A 19,833-nucleotide genomic window follows, 5' to 3' on the forward strand; every position below is an offset into this window, starting at 1 on the left:
GTCCTATTTGTCCTTTTGATTATTCTTCCAGGTTGTTAATAAACTCTAGAATGGCTTGTTGCTCTGCTTCCGTAAGTGCATTTGTTGCCGGTTCAGTATTCTGAAGTAGTTGTGCGTTAACCCTTTGCTGTTCGCGATAGGATTCACTGCCGGGACCCCGCGGGTCATGGCATACCGCACAGAAGGGATTGCGCCCTTCTTCAACCATCCGTTCGGTAAATCCTTCAGGGACAGGGAAGTGGGAGGCATCCATCGCCGCTTGGTTAAGATCCCAGGCCATTTGTGCGGTACCTACGACCCAACCCGGCGGAGTCCAATAGAAGATATCGGAGGCAACACCTTCACCCACATCCCCGCTATCTCCGCCCTCGACTAAGGCATCTGTTGTCCCTGCTGCAGGATTCACTGCTTGGGCAGCAGCATAGGCGTCCCCACCGGCGAGCAATGTCCCACCAGCTACCAGCCCACCAATGAGTAAACCGAGCGGGCCTTTCCCTCTCACCCTTGGTCCTTTAGCTTTTGCGCGAGTTCTTGCTTTGGGCTTTGCGTCAGTAGGCTTTGAACGGGTTCCCTCCCGGGTATGGGGCTTGGAGGATGTCTCTAGTACTTTGCCATCTTTGTCTTTAGTAACTGTAATTTTTTCTCCTTTAGAGGCATCGCCTCCAGGCCTCTTAATCACAGAGGAGGTAAAAAGTTTCTGGAACTGATACTTGCCGGCAGCAACGGTATGTACATTAAAGACCTTACCGCCACCGGAGCCCGTCATTTTTGTTTTGAATTTTCCAGTACCGATCGTTTCCCACTTGGCACCGGATTGTAGGGCTGGTAAGTACTTTTTCTGTGCCTTGGTCCAGGGAGAACTCGCCTTACCCTTCATTTCCACGGGTTCCCAGCCGGCAGAGGTTTCGACAAAGAAATCCGCCCGTCCATTGACCCACTTACCGTTGACTTCTACCCGAAAGGGTACCTCCTTGCGATATTTCACTCCCTGATCAATCAGGAACTCCTCAAACATTCGTGATGCTTTTTGTTCATCGCTTTCGTGGCCATTGGTATCAGTGAGTGAGACAGGGTTATTTTTTGAGTATTGATAAACATTCAAAGCATCTTCAATACCGCTGGGGTCTGCACTTAGCCATCGCCCGAGCCAGGTAATGTAATAACGGGCAGAGTGGTAAGAGAGACCCGTCTCATCATCTCGCTCCATCCCCACATAGCGATAGCGTTTGGCTGCAGCCTGGATGCTGTTGTTGATTGCCTGATAGGCGGTTGTTCCGAAAGGGTGGTACTCCTCGTAGGAAATCGTCTGCGCATTTTCATCAACTTCCAGGCAGGCGCTATTTAAGTGATTGCTGATTTGATAGCGAATCAGACTGGGAAGGGTGCCGTCATCAATGTGGTTACGTCGGTCAATCTGCGCGATTCGGCCCTGCTCATCAGTCACCGAAAGACTGTGCCTGACCAAGCCACTATTTTGCCCGGACAGCTTTTCATAGCGCTCGTAGTTGCCCAGATATACCCGCTGCTCTTTTTGTTGAGCTTGCTGGCCAGGGGCCGCTGCAAGCTCAGTCACCTTTCGGATACGTTCCCCATCAGCGGTATACTGATAATAAGTTGTCTCGGGCGTACCGTTGAGCACCTTTTGGCGAATGGAGAGCACCAGCTTTTCTTTAAAGTTCCAGCCAAGCTCCTCCAAATGTGGCATGGAGTTGATATAGCCGTGACTCGCGTGATAACCGTAAAGATAGTTTTCACCGGCGACGCTGGTTGAGGTCATCCGGTTATTTGTCGCTTGGTAAGCGTAATCCCGCGTCCAGTTGTTTCCTGAGGCCTGGTGCTGAAGCTGTTGCAGATTGCCGGCGATGTCGTAGTTATACAGCTGGCTATAATTTCTTGTCGCCGCGGGATCACCGTTATTAAGCGCATGCCGAAAAGATTGATCATTCCAATTATCGTTGGCAGCGAATGCCAGCGCCGCATTATTTTCCCGGCCGGTAGCACTGCGCAGACGGTAGGCGGCATCGTAGGTGTAGGTGGACAGTCCGCTGGTAACTTGGTTATTGAAGAACTGCACTGGCACTGCGTCATCCAGGGTATGGCTGATATTGCCAGTGGCATCGTAGGTAAATCTCAGGTCCTGAAGTACCTGATTACCCCCCGCTGTAGAACTGACTCGCAAAAGATTAAAGTTCTTGCTGTCGTATTGATACTCAGTAACAACCCCATTACCCAGCTCCAGCCGAATTCTTTGCCCTTTCTCGTTGTAATCGACATTATTGATGATGGTTTGGAGTGAACCTCCATCAGGTTGGAACTGTTTCTGCTGTAGCAATCCCGCTTCATTATAAAAACTCAGCTCCACAGAGCCATCGGGTGCAGTCGATTGGGTTGGCCTGCCCAAGGCATCCCGCTCTGTGGTGGAAATAAAGACTTCAGCTTCCAGATCTGCTATCAGATTAGGATCGGTCCAGTTGGGTATTCCTTTATAGTCGGTAAATAATTGCCTATGGTTGTCGAGGGGTTTACCCCTAAAATTATAAGCCTGCACCAGAGAGAGGCCACCGGTGTCATAGTATCGAACCACCCGGCCGCGCAAATTATTATTTTCTGGCAGTGGTTCAGTTTCGCCGTAAAAGATACGCTCGAAGAGATGATCCAGCGGTTGCAGGCCATCGCCGCCGATCACTCGCGACTCTGTGGGTCTGCCAAGCAAGTCGTATTGATATTGGAACTCATGGTTGCGCTCATCCCAAGTGCGTAGAGGTTTGCCATCCACATCTTCGAGCACCCATCGTTGCCCTGACTCCGATAGATGCTGATAAGCATCAACGCCAAGTAAACTGTACTGATAGCTGGCTACCTGATTACCCCGGGGGTCAGTCACTGATAGTAAATTACCTTCAATATCCAGTGCCCCAATCGCTAACATAAATTCATCACTGCCGTTAAACCGGTTGTGCTGAACCTGTAAGACAGGACGCCCAAGAGGATCGAGATGTTTTACCGAGGGTGTGTCGTGATAGATTTCTGAGATTGTAGCCGCTTCGGCTTCTTTCAATGGATCTTTGCCTTCAGCACTCAGTTCTTCATTGATCAGGTGGTTGACCCTATTGTGGTGCCAGGAGGAATCCAGCACCGTATCGCCTGGGTCATAAGTGGTATGATGCCAGGAAGTAAACTCGGTTTTACTGAAGGTGCCGTCCGGGAGCTCCATCCGTTGCTCACGCCCCAGCGGGTCGTAATAAAAGATTGCGGTAACCCCGGATTCCACCAATTCACGCCGGTCTTCATAAAAATGACTGGTCGAGAAGTAGGGCTCATACCGTTTGACGGGGTTGCCCTTATTATTAACCGCTATCCGGCCAGTACCCACCCAACGTAAATTCGGTGATGTATCTACCTCTTCAATAACAACACTATTATCCGGGCCAAGGGTCAGACGCTTGGCCAGACCCGGTTCGGCTTGGTTCTTCTTCATGACGACGTCGCCAAGGCCGCCGTGATATTGAAAGCTGATTTGTAGGGGCGAGTTATTATTTTGCTGAAAGTGCTGTTCCCGAACGATGGTGGCGACCGCAATCGGTGTGCCCGATGTTTGAAAGGCATCCAAGTCGTAGACATAACGGGTAGTGGCATGGCCCAGTAGGGTCTGCCCCAAACTGATCAGCTCAGTGGAATCGGTGGCCGCAAAAAAATCATCGATGTGGTCAATCTCACTTTCACTGGTCTGGGGTTCGTGACCACTTAAATCATCAGCTTCTCCCCCTTTACCCAGCACAGCTTTTACTTTTACAAACCCCAATTCATCTGAAAGGGATTCGGAGAGATTGTTATTGGGATCGCGAAGGCGGCGCGGAGTCAGTGTGCGGAAATCAAACTGTTCAACAAGGGTGCGATTGCTCAGGGCATCCTCAACGGATTCGACAAAGGTAAATGCGGCTAAGTAGCCCACCTTTGTCTGAACGCCCAAAGGGTTTGTATAACTCACCGGCGTAAAGAATCGGGACTGTGCGTCACTGGCAATTTCGCCTTGCAGAAGATAATCCGCGTGCCCAGAGCGTATCCACCAGTTATTGTCGCCCTCGCTGTGCACATAGGATCCCGCAAGCATGGTTGCACCGTTAACCTTCCCCGCAAAGATCTCAGTCAGCAGTGTTGGTGTGTAGGCCAACTGATAGGTCTCAAAGGGTAGAGCCCGCGATTCCAGTTGGTGCAACGGTAGAGGCCCACTTAAATCGTCGCGATAATAGGTAGAGCGCAGATGCTCTATCAGACGCCGTTCCGGCGCACCGGGCAAGGGATTGTTATGTTTTTGATGGTAGGGCACTTCCGCAGCCAAGGATACAGCGTAAAAATCTTCGGGAACAAAGTAGTCACCTGAAGCGGCTATGCCACGTAACTCATAGGTTCGCTCTTCTGAGGGCAGTGGTAGCTGCCTGATATCTTCAGTTTCGACAGCATTGGTAAAGTCCATGACTTTGTAGCTGATGGAAGTACGCCCCTGGACTTCCTGAGTGACAAGCGGTAGATCAGTATCGACCACCTTTCGCCCATACATCACGCTCACGGATTCCAGCAAATTACCGTATTGATCAAAATTAAGATTAATGGTGTGTGCGATACGGGGATCGTCAATATCCCGTTCATAGGCGTAACTGATCGATTCACTTCTGCGCACAGTAAAGACCGCAAAGGGGTTTTGCCCCTTGGGTTGAAGTAGCTCAATTTGACAATTAGAGGTTTCTACGGCGAAGGGGGTTAATTGTAGCCGCAGCGATTCGGGACTCGGATCGGTAGCGGGTGCATCCAGCGCAAATACCTCGGAGCGCAAAGGCATACTCTTACAGGCACGAGCGGCTTGGCGGTGCTCAAGAGCAGTAAGCTGGGCGAGTAGGGAACTCGGCAGACCATCGGCCACAGAAATTGTGGCATCGGGCAAATTGTGTTCAGAATGCTCCGCACTGAACCCCTGTCGTTCAAGCTCCGCATACCAATAAGAGTTTTCAAATTGAGAGAGAATTTCACTCTCCTGAATAAATGCACCGGTATGAAACCACTGACGGGTTAGCACTGGCGCCTGGTGCAAGGGTTGTTCCACAACATTACTGGACTCCCCCATAACCCAATGATCAAACTGCTCTGAATCGCTCTGTTCAACCATTCCAAACCCGCGAAACTCTCGCTCTGCGTGATCGAAGTAACCGTGGGCATAGCGGTAGTGGCTTACAAAACGATGCCCGGTAACCCGGTCCAGAGTTTCAACCGCTGAGAGGCACTGCACTGGGAAATGCAGTTTCGTCACCCAGGGCCGGCCTGCCTGCTCATCTTCGATATAGAACTGTGTGGAGGGGGTGAATGTGAGGTTTACCTCCTTACCCATATTGTTGCTATAACCGGTCATCAAGTGGGGTTTGTGGCTGCCCATCAGATCGATATAGCGAAGGGGAGCCGCTGAATCCTTGTTCAGCGAGCTTGACCATACCAAGCACTGAGTTCCGGTTCCCAATAAATCGGCCAAAGTGACATTGGCCAAATTGTGAATTTCCGGAAAGAAATTAACTTCAAAGGGATCAGCAGAAACACGGTTGCCGCTCATATTGAGCCAGCAGCAAGCCTTCTGCTTACTCAAATAAACAATATCTGTCGTTCCGGAACCGCTGATATCTCCCAGACGTAAATGCGCTGGATTAAACGCATCTGGAGCGTCAAATACTGGGGGATTATCCATTGCCACCTTTCGGCCAAATCGGCCATAGCCCAGGTTGGGCCAGTAGCACACCTCAGAAGCACGGATGCGGACAATATCATTCAACCCATCGCCGCTCATATCCGCAATAAAGATACTCTCTTTACTATCGGCGAATACAATGGCTGGACCGGACTCCTCATCAAATAACTTCGAAACCTGGCGGGCGCCGGTATAGCCATCCCGACCCTTGGATTCATACCAGGTAAAAGTGTGATCTTCAGAAACCAGGATATCTGCTTTGCCATCTCCGGTGAGGTCCAGCAGTTTTACGTGGGCGCTGCGTTGATCTACTTTGGCAAGCTGTCGGAAATTTCGAAAGTGCGGCTCATCACCCATTGCGCCAAACTCAAAGTAGCCCTGGGGACTGGAGTGAAAATTAACCAGTTGTTTAGCTCCATCTGCATCCAGATCCATCAGTTTCCAGTGGCCGCTGGTATTTTGCACCGCTGGTTGGGGGGCAACGGCTTTGGCTACCTCAAAATTACCTTTGCCCAGGTTGCGTTTGTAATACCAGCTGCCAGCACGCTCCACCAGAATGCCGGACAGCCCCTCACTGTAGAGATCAGTGAGTTGATAATTGGTCGCGAGTCCTACCGGTGCATTAACAATATTATCGGTATCGATGACCTGGACTTCGCGGCTCCAAATATGCTGCTGATAGTTAAATACCATAGGTGGCAACTGCTTACTCGAGTAGGTGCCATTGGAATCCTTGATATATCCCCGTGAGGTGATGGATCGCAGAAAAGTAAATCCCTGCTGATCATTATCGTCGTGCTCAAAATCCAGGGAACGAACCAGGGCGACTCCGCCGGGTAATTCTTGAAACCGATGGAACAGTAAAACCCGCCGACATAGCCGATTGGTTCGCAATTCGAACCCCGGTTTATAATTGGAAAAGGGGTCTTGCCGCTGTATCCAATCCCCCACCTTGGCGTAGGGCGAGTTGAGGTCATACTCGCCGTAGTCAAACGCGGTATGAAACATGTAGTCCAGCTGTTCAGGAAAAGGATTGCCAAAAGCAGAGTAGGGGGTGCGGTTTCCGTAATAAATATCCGTTAAGTAACAGTTGGTATACTGAAGTTGATCGCCTTGGGAGCGGTTACTATTGTTGGGCAAATTATTATTCAGCCCGATACTGTCTTCTTTTTTATAGGCGTAGTGACAGCAGTTACCCATGTCGTCAAAAATAAATTCGGGCAACCACTCAAACACCTTTCTACTGTCATCAGGATCAGAGATCCTGCTGGCTGAACTCCAACCCAGAAGAATAGTGATGTTATCCCTTGTGATTACCCTCCAGCGCACCTCAAGGCTGCTTTTATGTAACCATCGTTCGATGCGGCTGTAAAGACCTTCAACTCTCGGTCGGTAACAGCGTATTTGAAACTGACCATCACCGGAATCCCTTTCCCGTAATTCGTAGCTTCCATCAGAATTTTGTAAGAAGTTACCTCCTGGACCTCGGGCAAACTCGGGCACCAGATCCTCAGCGCTGGCATATAAATATGTATCTGAATCTTCCAGGTCATTGTATTGTGGTAACTGACGATTGGTTTTACGCGTAATCGATTCCAGATTAATAGTCCAGCCCAAACCGAAGATCCCATTTCCTGAGCCAGAACTGTAATTCAATTGAACCTGTGGAGATACGCCACGAGCCGGTGCAACAGGTAGGGGAATTGAAAATGAGGCGGTCCCATTTGATCCATTCACAGAAAGTTTTTCATCAATACCACGAATGGCACCGCCAGCTTGAGGCAATTCAATTTTGGGGACTTCAACGGTTTTCAGCTCAGAAAGACCGCCTTGCAGATTGAAGGGGCCGGACTTAGGGGGCTCTGCGCTATCGTCTTGCATACCGGTATCCATTAGGGCTAAGGCCGTGTTGATAACTCAGTTGACGTAAGACTACTTTTATTTTTCTGACTGGTGCACAAACAACCCAGTGACAGGGAGTTCCAACTATAACGACTCGCAAGACATCATCAAGCCTTTGTGATCAAACAATATTTGGCGGGTGGTTCCTAGTAAAAATTATTTCCTTTGTCCCGCTGCATCCTACTCTCTACTTAGTCTTGAATTTTGTTAGCGCATCAAGCTAGCAATAATTAAAGCCAAAAACGTGAACCTTCCGCAGTAGCGGTCATGAGTAGGGCAGGGGACACCTATGAGAACCACGGCATATATTGCACTTTCATTACTTTTAACCTCCACAATTCCAATTTCTGTCAACGCCCAGTGGGCTATTCCAGAAATAGGGCCGCCGGATTATCCTGATACACTATGCAAGCAGGTCAAACCCGATTTTGACAAGCTATCTAAAGCGCCAGTTGATGAATGCTTTAATGGCATTGGCCAACCCTATCCAGAGTTAGTGGATGGCGTCTGTTCGGCGGGACAACCTAAACGCAACGGTACGCGGATTTGGGGGATGGCTGAATCTCCCCAATATTTATACTGGGGAACCGGCAGCAATTTTCTCTGTACCGCACAAGCATCTCCAACCGCAGTATTGACTCCGCTATTCGCCCCAACCCAGGGTTGGGTATGCGAGTTTGCCGACGGGATACTCGCTCAGGAAAACCCAAACCTTAAGAACCTTGGGGACTGGCGGGCACCCTCTGCCTACCGTATGGATACCTGTACACTTGAGGTCACAGAAATTACTCCCACTTACGATCCGCTTCTACAGGACACCCTTGGATTACGCTCGGGTGGCTACGCGGACGACGTGATTTTTCTTGCAGGGCCGGGTGGCATCCAGGAGGGAATTGCCGGCGTGGGCAGCGGTACCAGCATTATCATGATGGCCTGGCAGGCCAGTACCGGACAGTATCTGGGTTCAAAGAAATTTCCTGAATATTCGAATATCCGCGAGTTTCTCAACTACGAGGGCGTTTTATATACTGGCGTGCGATTGCAAGAGGATCTTGGCGGATCGGGCCGGGTTCTGCGTTGGATGGGCGATCTCGATGATCCATTCAATTTTGAAGTCATCGGCACTATGGAAAGTACTCCAGCAGACATGACGATACACAACGGGCGTATATTTGCGTCTACCTGGCCGAACGGTGATATTGAAACAGGAGAGGTGCAAGCCTACGCCGGGATAGTGATGAGTCCCCAAATACCTTCAGGTGGGTTCATGCCCGATGATGTTGAAGAGTGGGAGGAAGTCTGGAATATTACCGAGTATGAACCAGACCCTGTCAGCGCTCGGGCCTATGCCGGTGGAGATATTACTTCATGGCGTGGGAATCTCTACTGGGGTACGATCAACTTTCCGTTCGGTGGATTCAGGAGCCATGTTCTCGCCTATGGTGAAACATGGGATACTCCTGTTGGACAGCTGGACACCATTACGGCAACCCATAGAGCAACCACCGTATTCCGCGGGGACAGCTTTGACGGAGAAGGGCAGCCAAATGTTGAAGTTCTCTATGGGTATGAAACGGTTCAGGCTTGGGACCCGGATCTCAACGAGTTTGTGGAAACACAAACCTTGGCCGGGCCTCCAAAGTTAGGTGGAGCCGGATTGGGCTGGCCATTTAATGTATACACCTGGCGCCTGGGAGTGACTGGAGACAATCTGTATCTGGCTACACTGGACATCAGTTCACTTATACCGAGTGTCGTTGATCTTGCGGATGAGCTTCCCGCGGAATTGCTGATGCTCCTTAAGGATGCGTTATCCAACCCAACAATCTCTGGTGCAAAACTTTATCGTTTTTTCTCTCCAGATATACAGGCAATCCCTACCACTATAAATGGTGCAGGCAATTCGGCCAATTTCGGTTTCCGTACGATGATCAACCACCCAACTTTTATGTGGCTGGGCACCGCAAACCCCTTCCACCTAAACCCCGAAGGGGGTTGGGAATTGTATCGGTATGCACCGATTGGACCGATTCCAGCGAATCAGTCGACATGGGTGGATGGGGCGAAGTCTGATTAATTCAACGTCTTCACTGTAGCCCAAACCCGCTCTCACGGACACGGAGAGCGGGTTTCTGCGGATCGTAGGCTACCTGTAGTGGTCTACTAAACCCGGACACCAATTTAGGTGGTAAAGTTGCCATCGAAAATAGAGGTGTTCAATGAGTAGACAACGTCGATCCTTTTCTCCTGAATTTAAATTAGAGGCTGCCCGCTTGGTAGTAGATCAGGGCTATTCAATTGCTGAAGCAGCACGGTCGCTGGATGTTGGTACAACGGCTATCCGCCGTTGGGTGAAGCAACTAGAGGCAGAGCGAGGTGGAGAGACGCCTGCAAGTAAAGCGCTTACCACTGAGCAACAGAAAATTCAGGAGCTTGAAGCCCGTATCAATCGCCTGGAAAGGGAGAAAGAGATACTAAAAAAGGCTACCGCTCTCTTGATGTCCGACGAGATGAATCGTACGCGCTGATGACCGATTGAGTGAGCAGGTGCCCGTGGAACTGGTCTGCAGGGCTAAATCCCAGCTTGGTCATCAAGCTGGGGATATTCAAACAAGCTTACATTGGCCAAAGAAAAAATTCTGAGTAAATTTATCTCTAATTACTGCTTGGGGAACTGACTAATATATGCCCCTGCTTAACACCGATATAAATCTTATCGAGAAACCCAAGATCCTCCAGAGGGTTACCCTCTAATATTAAGAAACTGCCCTCCGCACCTTCAGAAAACGAGCCCAAGTGACGCTCTGGGAACATCCACTTTGGAGTATCCATAGTTAGGGACTTAAGCAATACTTCTCTCGGCGCAATATCCAGAGTATCCAGGTAACGAATTTCACGAAGCACCGTACCGGAGAAGTTGTCACTCCCCATTAATAAGGGTACGCCCGCATTGCGTAAACGAGAAAGATTATCTTTTTGAACCGCCTGGATTTCCTTCAATTCATCTTCAGGATAGCTATGCTCAGAAGGCACACTGGCAGTAGCAATCAGCTTGGTACCTTGCTTAGCAGCCGCAGCAATAACAGCATCGCTTAACACATAATCCTGTCTATCAAACCCTTCGTTTCTTGCGATTCGATACCCGGGCAAATGACCCAAGATATCTACACCCGCTTTTATAGCTACCATGGCATCATGAGCGGTATCCACATGAGCCACCACCGGAATCCCCAATTTATGCGCACGCTCGACAATAACCGGCACCAGCTTAGGATTTAGGCCATTAACTCCAAGGTATTTCTTATCACCATGGCGCTCCTCAAACTTTTCACTGCCAACAAGCATAAGTTTAATAAAAGAGGGATGGTTAGCTTTAACTTTCTCCCATATTTGATCTAGATCCCCTTTATCCTCTGCCACCATAACCATTTCCTGGGCGATTTTTAATTCATCATCAGAGACATTTTTTTTGCCATTTAAAATCAGTCTTAGGGGATGACCATCAGAAGCTGTTATACAGTCTGAGGCATACAAAACATCCATTGTATCTTTGCTGCTGAACTGCGCCTTGACTTCCTCACCAAAACTGCACATCTGCACACTGTAAAACACCCCAGAGTTAACCTGTAGAGGTCCAAAATTCTTAATAGCCCAAGGGTTCTGCAAGTTGTGATTGTGCCCCTCCCCATAAGGAGGCACCACAAATTTTCCACTAGCATCAATGGTATAATCAACTTTTTGTGGTCGGGTCTTAGTTAAAAAGCCATCTTCATCAACAAACCAAGTAGCTTGCTTAAAGTTCGCTCCATCAAACCATTTAGCACCTTCAATAGCGAAGGAGTCTGCACAATATGCATGAGGAACAGCCATCGTAGACAATACCCCGACAAGTCCTAGTGCAAAAAAATTCCCTCTCCAAGGATCACCAATATTCTTTTTCAGCTTTTTTTTAAGCATCGTAAAATACCTCGAAACAACTAGTTGTGAAATGCGAAATCTATTGGAGACTTATTCTCATAACATGCTGAGGTCCCGCAGCCCCACCAAAATATAGGTCTCCTGTATCCAGAAAACCGCACTTTTTATAGCAACGAATAGCTTTTAAATTATTGCAATTTACAGTCAAATACACGCCAGAGTAGTATCTATACTCTTTCGTCAAATATTCTACGATTGACTGAACCGACAAAACTCCAAGCCCTCTCCCCTGACAACTCTTATCAATCGCAAAAGCGCGCATACCGAGCCCATCTTCCGGACAAAAAGAATAGGATTTAAAATAAGCCAGGTCTGCCTTAAAATATCCGATGACAACTCCCTCCAATTTAATCAGATAGAGGTGCGTTGTCTCACAACGATCAGCTATAAAGCTTTTTGGGGTACATACATATCTCAGTTGATCTGGAGGAAGGGAAATTTGTAAAACATCAGAAGAATTTATTTTAGAAAAACGCTCTACTTTAATCATATACCTTAGCTATCGTACTCACTGAATGGTAATAGAGAACAAACTATCCTCTATTACTCCGATTGCACTAATTTCAAGTCTTGCTCAGCCTTATCAGCATATTCTTTGCAGTCGATGACTGAATCTCGCTCAATATTACCTTAAATACCCAACCACTTGCACCTGCATGAGGTGTAATGAGCAAATCACAAGGTAGGTTACGCACTCGGGTGTTTGACTGTTTTATCTTTCCCGGCCAAGCTTCTACTTGCTTTGGCTCCCTTTCCTAGGAATAAGGATGTAGCTAGCTGCTAGATCGATGCCTATTCCCAAAAAGGCAAGAAAGAATGCGGTAAGTGTGCCAATATTTCCACCTTCGACATTTTCTCCAGCAGGAGGCCAATAGACAATTGATAAGATCATCGTCCATATGCCTAGGCCGTAAAGGATCCAAGTTCGGTTAAAGTGCAGTCTAAAACCCCGCCGGTAAGATGTCAGTTTCTGTACGATGTAAGCTGCAGAAAAGAATATAATACATCCCACAACTGCAAGGTTGCTGAAGAATACAAAAGAAGGATAAGCAAAACGCCTAAATTCTAAGTGAAATTCATTCCATATAGTCAAGCTGGATACCAATGAAACAGACCAGGCAATGAGATAGGTTAGCCCACAGATTACTAACGGCTTCATAGTTACATTCCACAAAAGTTGCAACTTACTCAGGTTTCCAAGTTCGCGTGAGCTATTCCCCATTAATTTTCTACTCAGCTTAAGATTCTTTCCTTTTCTAGTAGTAATAAAATTCTTTAAAAGAAAGAATATTACAATTATTAAGAACCCAATAGAAAATGGACCGAAAGAACTGTGAACGGCTCTTTCGACGGGAAAAAAATCCGGGTAGCCTGTTTGCCAGTAGCGCGCTCCCCGTAATAACAACGGTAAGCTGCTGAACAGCTGAGAAGTAACGAATGTAAGCGGTACACAAACTATATACTTTAATGAATTACGTGGTTCATGTACCATTTACGGGCACTGTGTCTGCACTTTAGTTTGATTCGCACAGCCAGGCTCCACGGCCTTAACCCCTACAGGTATTACGTGAAGGTACTTGAAGCAATTCCTTCCTGCCAATGTGTTGAAGATTATGAGGCACTGCTACCCTGGAATATCCAGCTTGAGAGAGTTGGGATGGTCGCAGCAGCGTAATTGGGAGCGCGGCGGGAAAGCGCTGCACAACTCCATATTTGTCGATTAGCAACACTCCTTTTTGGGCTTTTCTGGCTGGCCATTCAACGACCCAACTTGAATGCCTCAAATAGAATCCTCACTCACTACTTGGTAAGATCGCTTACCAAGAAGCGCTTCAGAAGTTTGCGAAAGGACCGCCCCCCAAAGCGCTCTTTGCGGTACTCGCCTATCGCCTTTCTCTTACATCTTCCTCTTAGTTAGTTTGCAGGTAAGGTGGCTGCCAGCGTCCCCAGCTTTTAGGCTCTGGTTGAAATTAGTGGTATCGAAAGGCCTACCTATCTCATTATTTTGGCCCAACCAAGCCTCAAGATAACTGGAATTAGAGTCACGATCATCCGCATTCAATCGATAGGGAGCTGGCTTTTCGTTGTTACTCAAGTTTCTTCCATATATCTTCATTGGACGCATCATGTCGTAGTCCTCATGGGACAGTAGGTGACAGTGCCATACATACTCTCCATTAGTGCAATCGATCCCCGTACAATCAAAATTCGCTTTGATCCGAGTGACATAACCGGGGAGGGTGATTACTGTATCTTTGCGCCCGGCCTCACTGGGCTGGGGACGAATCTTACGTCCTGTCAGCTTGAATTCTTTTGGGTTAATTTTTGCGCCAATAATCAATTCGCCAAACGGGTCAGAGGGATTCACTTGAGGCTTTAAGATTGGGGCACCGTAAAAAGCCTGTTGACGGTTCAGGATACTGAACTCTACGAGGTGCACATGAATCGGGTGTGCGGAGGCGGTGGTATTGTGAAATTCCCAAATCTCTGTTGATCCTACCTCAACAATCTCTGTAGGTCTGTCCTGAAAAAACAAACTGCCAATATCAAAGGTGCCCAACATGAGAAGACTGCGGCCGTGCTCTAGGTTATCACCTTCATTATCCGATACTCGATGTAGTGATAATCTCCGGCGCTTGTCGATTGATTTAGGCAAGGTTGGTAGGTCACGTAGGTGAGTATCAGTGGATAGATTCAAATTTCCGATACAATAAGGCTCACAATCCTTTTTAAAATAGCTGTTCGATTGATAGGACCCCCGCCCTATATCAAAGCGCATAATCTCTCTGGCAACCTTTGTCGGGGCCGCTTTCTCACCGACAGGTGACCCGCTCAAGAACCAGTTGTCGTTCTTCTTGAATACCAGCCGTTTGATCTGATCATGTGGCGCTGGGAGCTTGGGGTTGAAATAGCCTCTGAACACCTCATCAGCGCCTTCATTACGCAGGAAGATCTGTTTGCCTTCATAGGGTGTAAAATCTACCAGAATGTCATACCGCTCGGCTGGAGACATTACCAACTGTTTAACCTTAGTGGGATGATTCAAAAATCCTCCATCGGAGCCAATCACATAGAATTCCAGCTTGGATTCGGACTCGGTCTCAAATTTGAACACATAGGATCGCGTGTCTGATGCATTAAGCAGACGAAGTCGGTACACACTCGGGCTCACCTTGTGCCGCGGCCATACTTTTCCGTTTACCAAAATAACATTGCCAAAGAACTCATCGAGAATAGTTGGGTCGGGCCATTCAGGCCGTATTTCCACATTCGCAAAGGGCGACAAAGGTTCACCATGGACCCCTGGGTAGTAGAGTTGTCCGTTTGCACTGAACAGTTTGTCCTGCACCATAATTGGGATAGTTCGCTTACTCTTGGGAAGCCTTCCTTCGTCAATCAACTCCTGTTCGTTGTCATCTGTGATCAGGTAAAAGCCGGCTGTACCTGCATAATTGTTGAGCCGGGTAAGCCCAACGGTATGATCGTGATACCACAGTGTCGTGGCATCCTGAGTATTCGAGTAGTTGTAACGGTAGTTATCGAGGTTGAATTTTTCCCCCGTAGACGCAAAATTCTTCGTATACCAAGCTTCCGGATGACCATCGCTGCGAGGTTCCGTATGCCCGCCATGCAAATGAATTACGACGGGGCGAGCATTAGGATCCTTCCGCACTACGTATGGAACATGTATTGAGGTATCGACCGGAAATAGGTGGGGTCCCTGCAGTTTATTGTCGAAGGCCACAGAAATGGGGTGGTCTTCCTTCACTAGGAAGGTCGGACCTGGAGAGTGCACCTCATTTTCTCCCTCCAGCCTGAAACCATAGACCTTTGCCTTGGGAAACACCCTATTAGAGCCATCACAATACTTTAGTCCTAGATCAGCCCGCGTCTTTTCGATGGTAAGGTTGACTCTATTGTAAGGTGGCACCACATCCCGCACATCAATTGTGGATGGAATAGGAAGATCGTTCTTAAATTTACAAACCTTATTGGGATCTACCAGCTTCGTTGGTTGCGATGTTACTTCCCAACTCGCTTCGCTGTCGTTTGCATACAGACTAGTTGAGCCAAAGCTGCTGAATAAGAGTGAACAGGCTCCAGTAGCCAGTATCAACATGCGTGTGTTTTCTCGCCTCATAGATTTTCTCCCGATGTCCTTGTTCACAGGAAAAAGCAAGCGCCTGCGCCTAGCACGCACCATTATTGTCTTCCCGTATCCTTACTTCATCAGATCTTCTAATACTGACGTGTCCAGTCGAATCAACTTCATCTATATTCCGGGTTTGTTGAAGCCATAATGCAATTTAAGGATCAATACGGCTCCCTGGTGTATGAACAACACTAGTAGTAGAAATAAATAACCTACATTTTTTTGAAAAATATCCGTGGTTACTAGCTCTATACAATTACGTTCAATTATCAACCCATCTATTGAACTATGAAATAAACTTCGCCTCGGAAACTAATTGTTTAAATTTGATCAATTAAATTTCCTGCAGTATACAAGCTTATGTTTTACCTCTTAGTTTATTTCTATGCCATCAAGCCAACTTCTTTGAATAAAATTATAGAGATTTATATTTTACGATTTTTCTGCTGAATCACTATATTTTTTTGGTTTCCGTCATAGTTTTCTTCGTGTCTTGAAATTTATTGGGAAAATAGGGAAGGCAAGGTGTTTTTTTCACTCAATACAAGGCAGTAATTCAGGAAGTTAGAAGCCAGCATGCTCTTCATGTTCATTACATTCACTGTCCGCCTATTCCTTCACTTGTAGAAGAGCGATCTCCTGGGCACGTAGTCCCAGTTTAAAGCTTACCTGCATGATGGCCGTGTTCTTTTCTGGGTGGCGGCGACCCTGGATCACTTGGAAGAGGTGATTTTGTTGTTCTCGTGTAGGGACGCGAGCTTGGCCGAATACCTCAGAGTAGGGGCAAAATATAATCCGTAATAATGTTATTTTAACGGATTATGGCAGGGTATCTAGCTAAAAAGCTAGATCTATAAGTGGCTATTCGAACGAAAGCCATAAGTGTACTTAGCTATAGGTGCTTTTTTGATCAGCTTCATCCACGTGAAGTTGCCAATGCATTTCATAGGTAGATTCACTTATAAACCTATTAGCACGGTTCTTTTTCGGCTCACTTGTCCAAATGTTTTTCAGAGTTGCGTGAGTAATTTGGTCTTAGGAAAAGGCTTTGATGCACTCCGATGATTGTATGCGAAAACACCTGGAATCCTGGAACCTTAGAGCGCTGTAACTTTGGAACGGTGGAACCTTAGAACACAGGAACACAGGAACACAAAATGGAGATTACTCGGCCGGAACTAGAGTAGATGGACGCACGATTAAGTGTTTTAGTTGGCAAAAATTAAGTACTTTAGTTGGACGTCCAAATAGACTCAAGAAGACGAGACCCAGGGTGGCTAAAATTTCCAATAGTGTCTACTATTGGAAATTAATATATAGTACAATTCCTTACTATATCTAAATCAATAAATTGGTTTTTGGTAACCAGGTTCTTTATGTCACAGCGCTTTGATGCGATACCACTATTTGATTCCTACCGTCCGTTCTACGCTATTGATCGAGGGGATCTATTCTCAGAAGACACTCCTGCAGTTAAAAGTTTCGTGCACTCAATCACAAATGCCGTGCCCGAGGCCATTACTGATTACCGACACGTAAAGGACTTTCTTTGGAGTAAATGTCGGCGCTCAGAAGCGACTTACAACGCGTTCAGGAGCGAATCTGAGCGTTTTTTGTTATGGGCCTGGTGCATACACGGCAAATCAGTTGCCATGATGAAAAAGCGAGACATTGAGGCTTACATTGATTTTGTAGTCACCCCTCCAAGAAGTTGGATTGGAACTCAGGTATGCCGAAGATTCTTGGTCAATAATGGTTTAAAAGAAACTAACAAGGATTGGAGACCCTTCGTAGCGAAGCTCAGTAAGGCGGAACGGAAAGAATCTCTTAGAAGTGCTTCCGTTTCAGATATCAAACCAGATATTGGTGATTATGCTCTAGCGCAGAAGTCTCTAAGAGAAGTCTTCTCAAACCTGAGTGTACTTTACAACCACTTAGTTGAAGAAGACTATGCTTTCGGAAATGTAATTGCAGCCGTCAAGAAGGCCTCCCCCCATCTAATTATCGATGTATCAAACGATTCAGTTAAACGTTTGTCTGCACTACAGTGGGAGTATGTTTTGGAAAGTACTCGGGCCAAAGCTGATGAAGATCCAACTTGGGAGCGACACCTTTTTATCGTTGCCAGCATGAAAAGTCTTTATTTGCGTGTTAGTGAGTTGTCATGCCGGCCGAAATGGAGTCCCAAAATGGGGGATTTTTACCGGGAGGAAGATGACTGGTGGTTTACTGCGTTTGGAAAAGGCAATAAAAAGAGAAAGGTCAGCGTACCGGTTGATTTTTTAGACTATTTACGGAGATATCGTATTAGTCGTGGGCTGGACGGGTTGCCAGCAGTTGGCGAGTCATCCCCCCTACTCCACCCAATTCGAAAACATAATCCGGGGCTAAGATCACGAACAATCGCGATATTAACTCAGGAAGCGTTTGACCTAGCCAGTGAAAAGATGGTGCAGGATGGCTTTGAAGATGATGCAAAAGTCCTCTTGGCTACTTCTACTCATTGGCTTCGTCACACAGGTGCATCAATGGATGTAGAAACTAGAGCTCTTAAAGACCTGTCGGCAGACCTAGGACATGGGAGGTTGAGTACTACCGATAAAGAATATGTCCATGCGGATGATAAAGAGCGGGCAGCGTCTGGGAGAACGAGGCAAGTTTGACCGACGAGTTGATGATTGCTTACTTTGTACTTTTGTATACTTATCCGTCAACGGGAAAGAAGCTCCGTTCGCAATCGTCGCAGCTGATATTCAAATTGGCTTTCCCATAAAGTATTACCCCACAGCCATCACAGACATATTTCTGTGCGTGTTGGCTTCTTGGCAGCTTCCTGCAAAACAAAAGTATCAGGTGCGAGAGAGGATAAGGTTTTCTGCCCTTCTTGATCGTTGTAGTACTCTGTCAACGAAACAATGCCGGATTGAGCAAAGGTTCGAAATAGAAATATGGAGTTGTTGTTGGAATGCGGCAAATTAAACGGGAAATAGCTCATTTATAAAATATCCGATATTCACAAATATCGGAAATAGTGGGAGCCCTGGTGGGATATAGGTTTGAACTTTTTTCTTGGCGGTTTTTTCCGATATCCATGTCTCGCCTTGGCCTGAGTATGAACGGTTTTTGTGTTCAGGTCGAACCTGGATGCAATCCAGCTCTCAAGATCCCAGCTCCTGCACATCCGTCGCAAACTCTACACTGTCGATCTATGCCTATCCCTGCAAAAGCCTCATTTCCATATATACATATTTTCTCATAAATGAAGACGACCCTGGCAAGCCAGTGCGGCCTGACTGGGTCTGTATATTCACACTGTCAGTGCGACGGCATCTTTACCCGCAGGAATGTGTATTGCGCTGTTGGTATCAGTTACAGCATTCCAGATTGCCTGTACGACATCGTCAGGTTCGGTAAAATCCTTGCCCAACGGATCCCTAAAGGCCTCCATGATACCCGTAACATAAGCCTGGTAGTCCTCTGGAGTGCAGTTGGATTCAGCCATCAGGGCCATTGCGTTCTGTCCGAAGCTCGTTTTCGGCGCTTGGCCAGGCAGCACGATATGAGTTCGGATACCCAAGGGTGCCAGCTCAAGCGCTAGACACTCTGTAAAGGCGTTCACAGCCGCTTTACTGGCCGTATAGATCGATGCAAGCGGTAAAGACTTAAGTGTCACGCTTGAGGAGATGTTGATAATCACACCAGCTCTTTTTGCACGCATTTGCGGTAATACGGCGCGGATCATTTCGAATGTGCCTAGTGTGTTGGTCTCGAAAACCCTACGAAGGTTGTCGTCGGAAGTACCTTCAAAAGGCGCCAGCCAGCCAACACCTGCGTTGTTGACTAACACATCAATAGGTCCTGCGTCCTCGATCGCGTTGGCGATGCTGTCCCGATTTGATATATCCAGTTGAATAATGTGCAAATGGTCAGAGCTGGGTAACTGTGCTGGGTCCGGTTTCCTCATGGTGGCGATGACCGTCCATCCTTTGTCCAGAAAGTGGCGGGCTGTCTGCAGTCCAAACCCCGAGGAACATCCAGTAATCATCACGGTATTCATAGGGAAGTCTCCTTT

The 19,833-nt window shown here is 47.4% G+C and carries 10 protein-coding genes and 1 pseudogene; 4 read left to right on the forward strand and 7 right to left on the reverse strand.

The annotated features are described in order from the left end of the window. Positions 1-19 precede the first annotated feature (19 nt). Positions 20-7,609: a SpvB/TcaC N-terminal domain-containing protein gene (locus BTJ40_RS11225; RefSeq protein WP_192879325.1), complete on the reverse strand. Its 7,590-nt coding sequence runs from the start codon at positions 7,607-7,609 to the stop codon at positions 20-22. 310 nt (positions 7,610-7,919) lie between these two features. Here BTJ40_RS11225 and BTJ40_RS11230 point away from each other — a divergent pair, with 310 nt between their 5' ends. Next, complete coding sequence (locus BTJ40_RS11230; protein WP_108733175.1) at positions 7,920-9,707, forward strand: hypothetical protein; 1,788 nt, start codon at positions 7,920-7,922, stop codon at positions 9,705-9,707. 142 nt (positions 9,708-9,849) lie between these two features. After that, a pseudogene (locus tag BTJ40_RS11235) lies at positions 9,850-10,204 on the forward strand (transposase); the annotation flags it as partial. Between the two features lie 81 nt (positions 10,205-10,285). Here the strand turns inward: BTJ40_RS11235 and BTJ40_RS11240 are convergent. The 3 genes from BTJ40_RS11240 to BTJ40_RS22300 all read right to left on the reverse strand — a co-directional run bounded on the left by BTJ40_RS11240 (position 10,286) and on the right by BTJ40_RS22300 (position 12,767). Next, positions 10,286-11,587, reverse strand: coding sequence for a hypothetical protein (locus BTJ40_RS11240; RefSeq protein WP_108733176.1), 1,302 nt, complete (start codon positions 11,585-11,587; stop codon positions 10,286-10,288). Between the two features lie 40 nt (positions 11,588-11,627). Then, positions 11,628-12,098, reverse strand: a complete 471-nt coding sequence (locus BTJ40_RS11245) for a GNAT family N-acetyltransferase (RefSeq protein ID WP_108733177.1) — start codon at positions 12,096-12,098, stop codon at positions 11,628-11,630. 243 nt (positions 12,099-12,341) lie between these two features. Continuing rightward, a complete protein-coding gene (locus BTJ40_RS22300) occupies positions 12,342-12,767 on the reverse strand; it encodes a hypothetical protein (RefSeq protein WP_157954030.1) in 426 nt (141 codons plus the stop codon). A gap of 324 nt (positions 12,768-13,091) precedes the next feature. Between BTJ40_RS22300 and BTJ40_RS11255 the strand changes: the two genes are divergently transcribed. Beyond that, complete coding sequence (locus BTJ40_RS11255) at positions 13,092-13,283, forward strand: transposase domain-containing protein (protein WP_238151980.1); 192 nt, start codon at positions 13,092-13,094, stop codon at positions 13,281-13,283. Positions 13,284-13,505: 222 nt separating this feature from the next. Here BTJ40_RS11255 and BTJ40_RS11260 read toward each other — a convergent pair whose 3' ends face one another. Then, positions 13,506-15,749, reverse strand: a complete 2,244-nt coding sequence (locus tag BTJ40_RS11260; RefSeq protein ID WP_192879326.1) for a multicopper oxidase family protein — start codon at positions 15,747-15,749, stop codon at positions 13,506-13,508. 1,388 nt (positions 15,750-17,137) lie between these two features. Between BTJ40_RS11260 and BTJ40_RS11270 the strand changes: the two genes are divergently transcribed. Next, positions 17,138-18,424 carry a site-specific integrase gene (locus BTJ40_RS11270; protein ID WP_108733180.1) on the forward strand — a complete coding sequence of 429 codons (1,287 nt, stop codon included), beginning with the start codon at positions 17,138-17,140 and terminating at the stop codon, positions 18,422-18,424. A gap of 128 nt (positions 18,425-18,552) precedes the next feature. Here BTJ40_RS11270 and BTJ40_RS22305 read toward each other — a convergent pair whose 3' ends face one another. Further along, the gene (locus tag BTJ40_RS22305; protein WP_157954031.1) at positions 18,553-18,756 is read right to left on the reverse strand and encodes a hypothetical protein; all 204 of its coding nucleotides are present in this window, start codon (positions 18,754-18,756) and stop codon (positions 18,553-18,555) included. Between the two features lie 312 nt (positions 18,757-19,068). Then, positions 19,069-19,806, reverse strand: coding sequence for an SDR family oxidoreductase (locus tag BTJ40_RS11275; protein ID WP_202862798.1), 738 nt, complete (start codon positions 19,804-19,806; stop codon positions 19,069-19,071). Positions 19,807-19,833 lie beyond the last annotated feature (27 nt).

This window comes from Microbulbifer sp. A4B17, assembly GCF_003076275.1.
Taxonomy (GTDB): domain Bacteria; phylum Pseudomonadota; class Gammaproteobacteria; order Pseudomonadales; family Cellvibrionaceae; genus Microbulbifer.

Bases quoted from the DNA above. Each gene is read 5' to 3' on its own strand.
- BTJ40_RS22305 (WP_157954031.1), bottom strand. From the start codon at position 18,756: ATGAGCTATTTCCCGTTTAATTTGCCGCATTCCAACAACAACTCCATA.
- BTJ40_RS11225 (WP_192879325.1), bottom strand. From the start codon at position 7,609: ATGCAAGACGATAGCGCAGAGCCCCCTAAGTCCGGCCCCTTCAATCTG.
- BTJ40_RS11240 (WP_108733176.1), bottom strand. From the start codon at position 11,587: ATGCTTAAAAAAAAGCTGAAAAAGAATATTGGTGATCCTTGGAGAGGG.
- BTJ40_RS11230 (WP_108733175.1), top strand. From the start codon at position 7,920: ATGAGAACCACGGCATATATTGCACTTTCATTACTTTTAACCTCCACA.
- BTJ40_RS11260 (WP_192879326.1), bottom strand. From the start codon at position 15,749: ATGAGGCGAGAAAACACACGCATGTTGATACTGGCTACTGGAGCCTGT.
- BTJ40_RS11255 (WP_238151980.1), top strand. From the start codon at position 13,092: ATGTACCATTTACGGGCACTGTGTCTGCACTTTAGTTTGATTCGCACA.
- BTJ40_RS11275 (WP_202862798.1), bottom strand. From the start codon at position 19,806: ATGATTACTGGATGTTCCTCGGGGTTTGGACTGCAGACAGCCCGCCAC.
- BTJ40_RS11245 (WP_108733177.1), bottom strand. From the start codon at position 12,098: ATGATTAAAGTAGAGCGTTTTTCTAAAATAAATTCTTCTGATGTTTTA.
- BTJ40_RS11270 (WP_108733180.1), top strand. From the start codon at position 17,138: ATGTCACAGCGCTTTGATGCGATACCACTATTTGATTCCTACCGTCCG.
- BTJ40_RS22300 (WP_157954030.1), bottom strand. From the start codon at position 12,767: ATGAAGCCGTTAGTAATCTGTGGGCTAACCTATCTCATTGCCTGGTCT.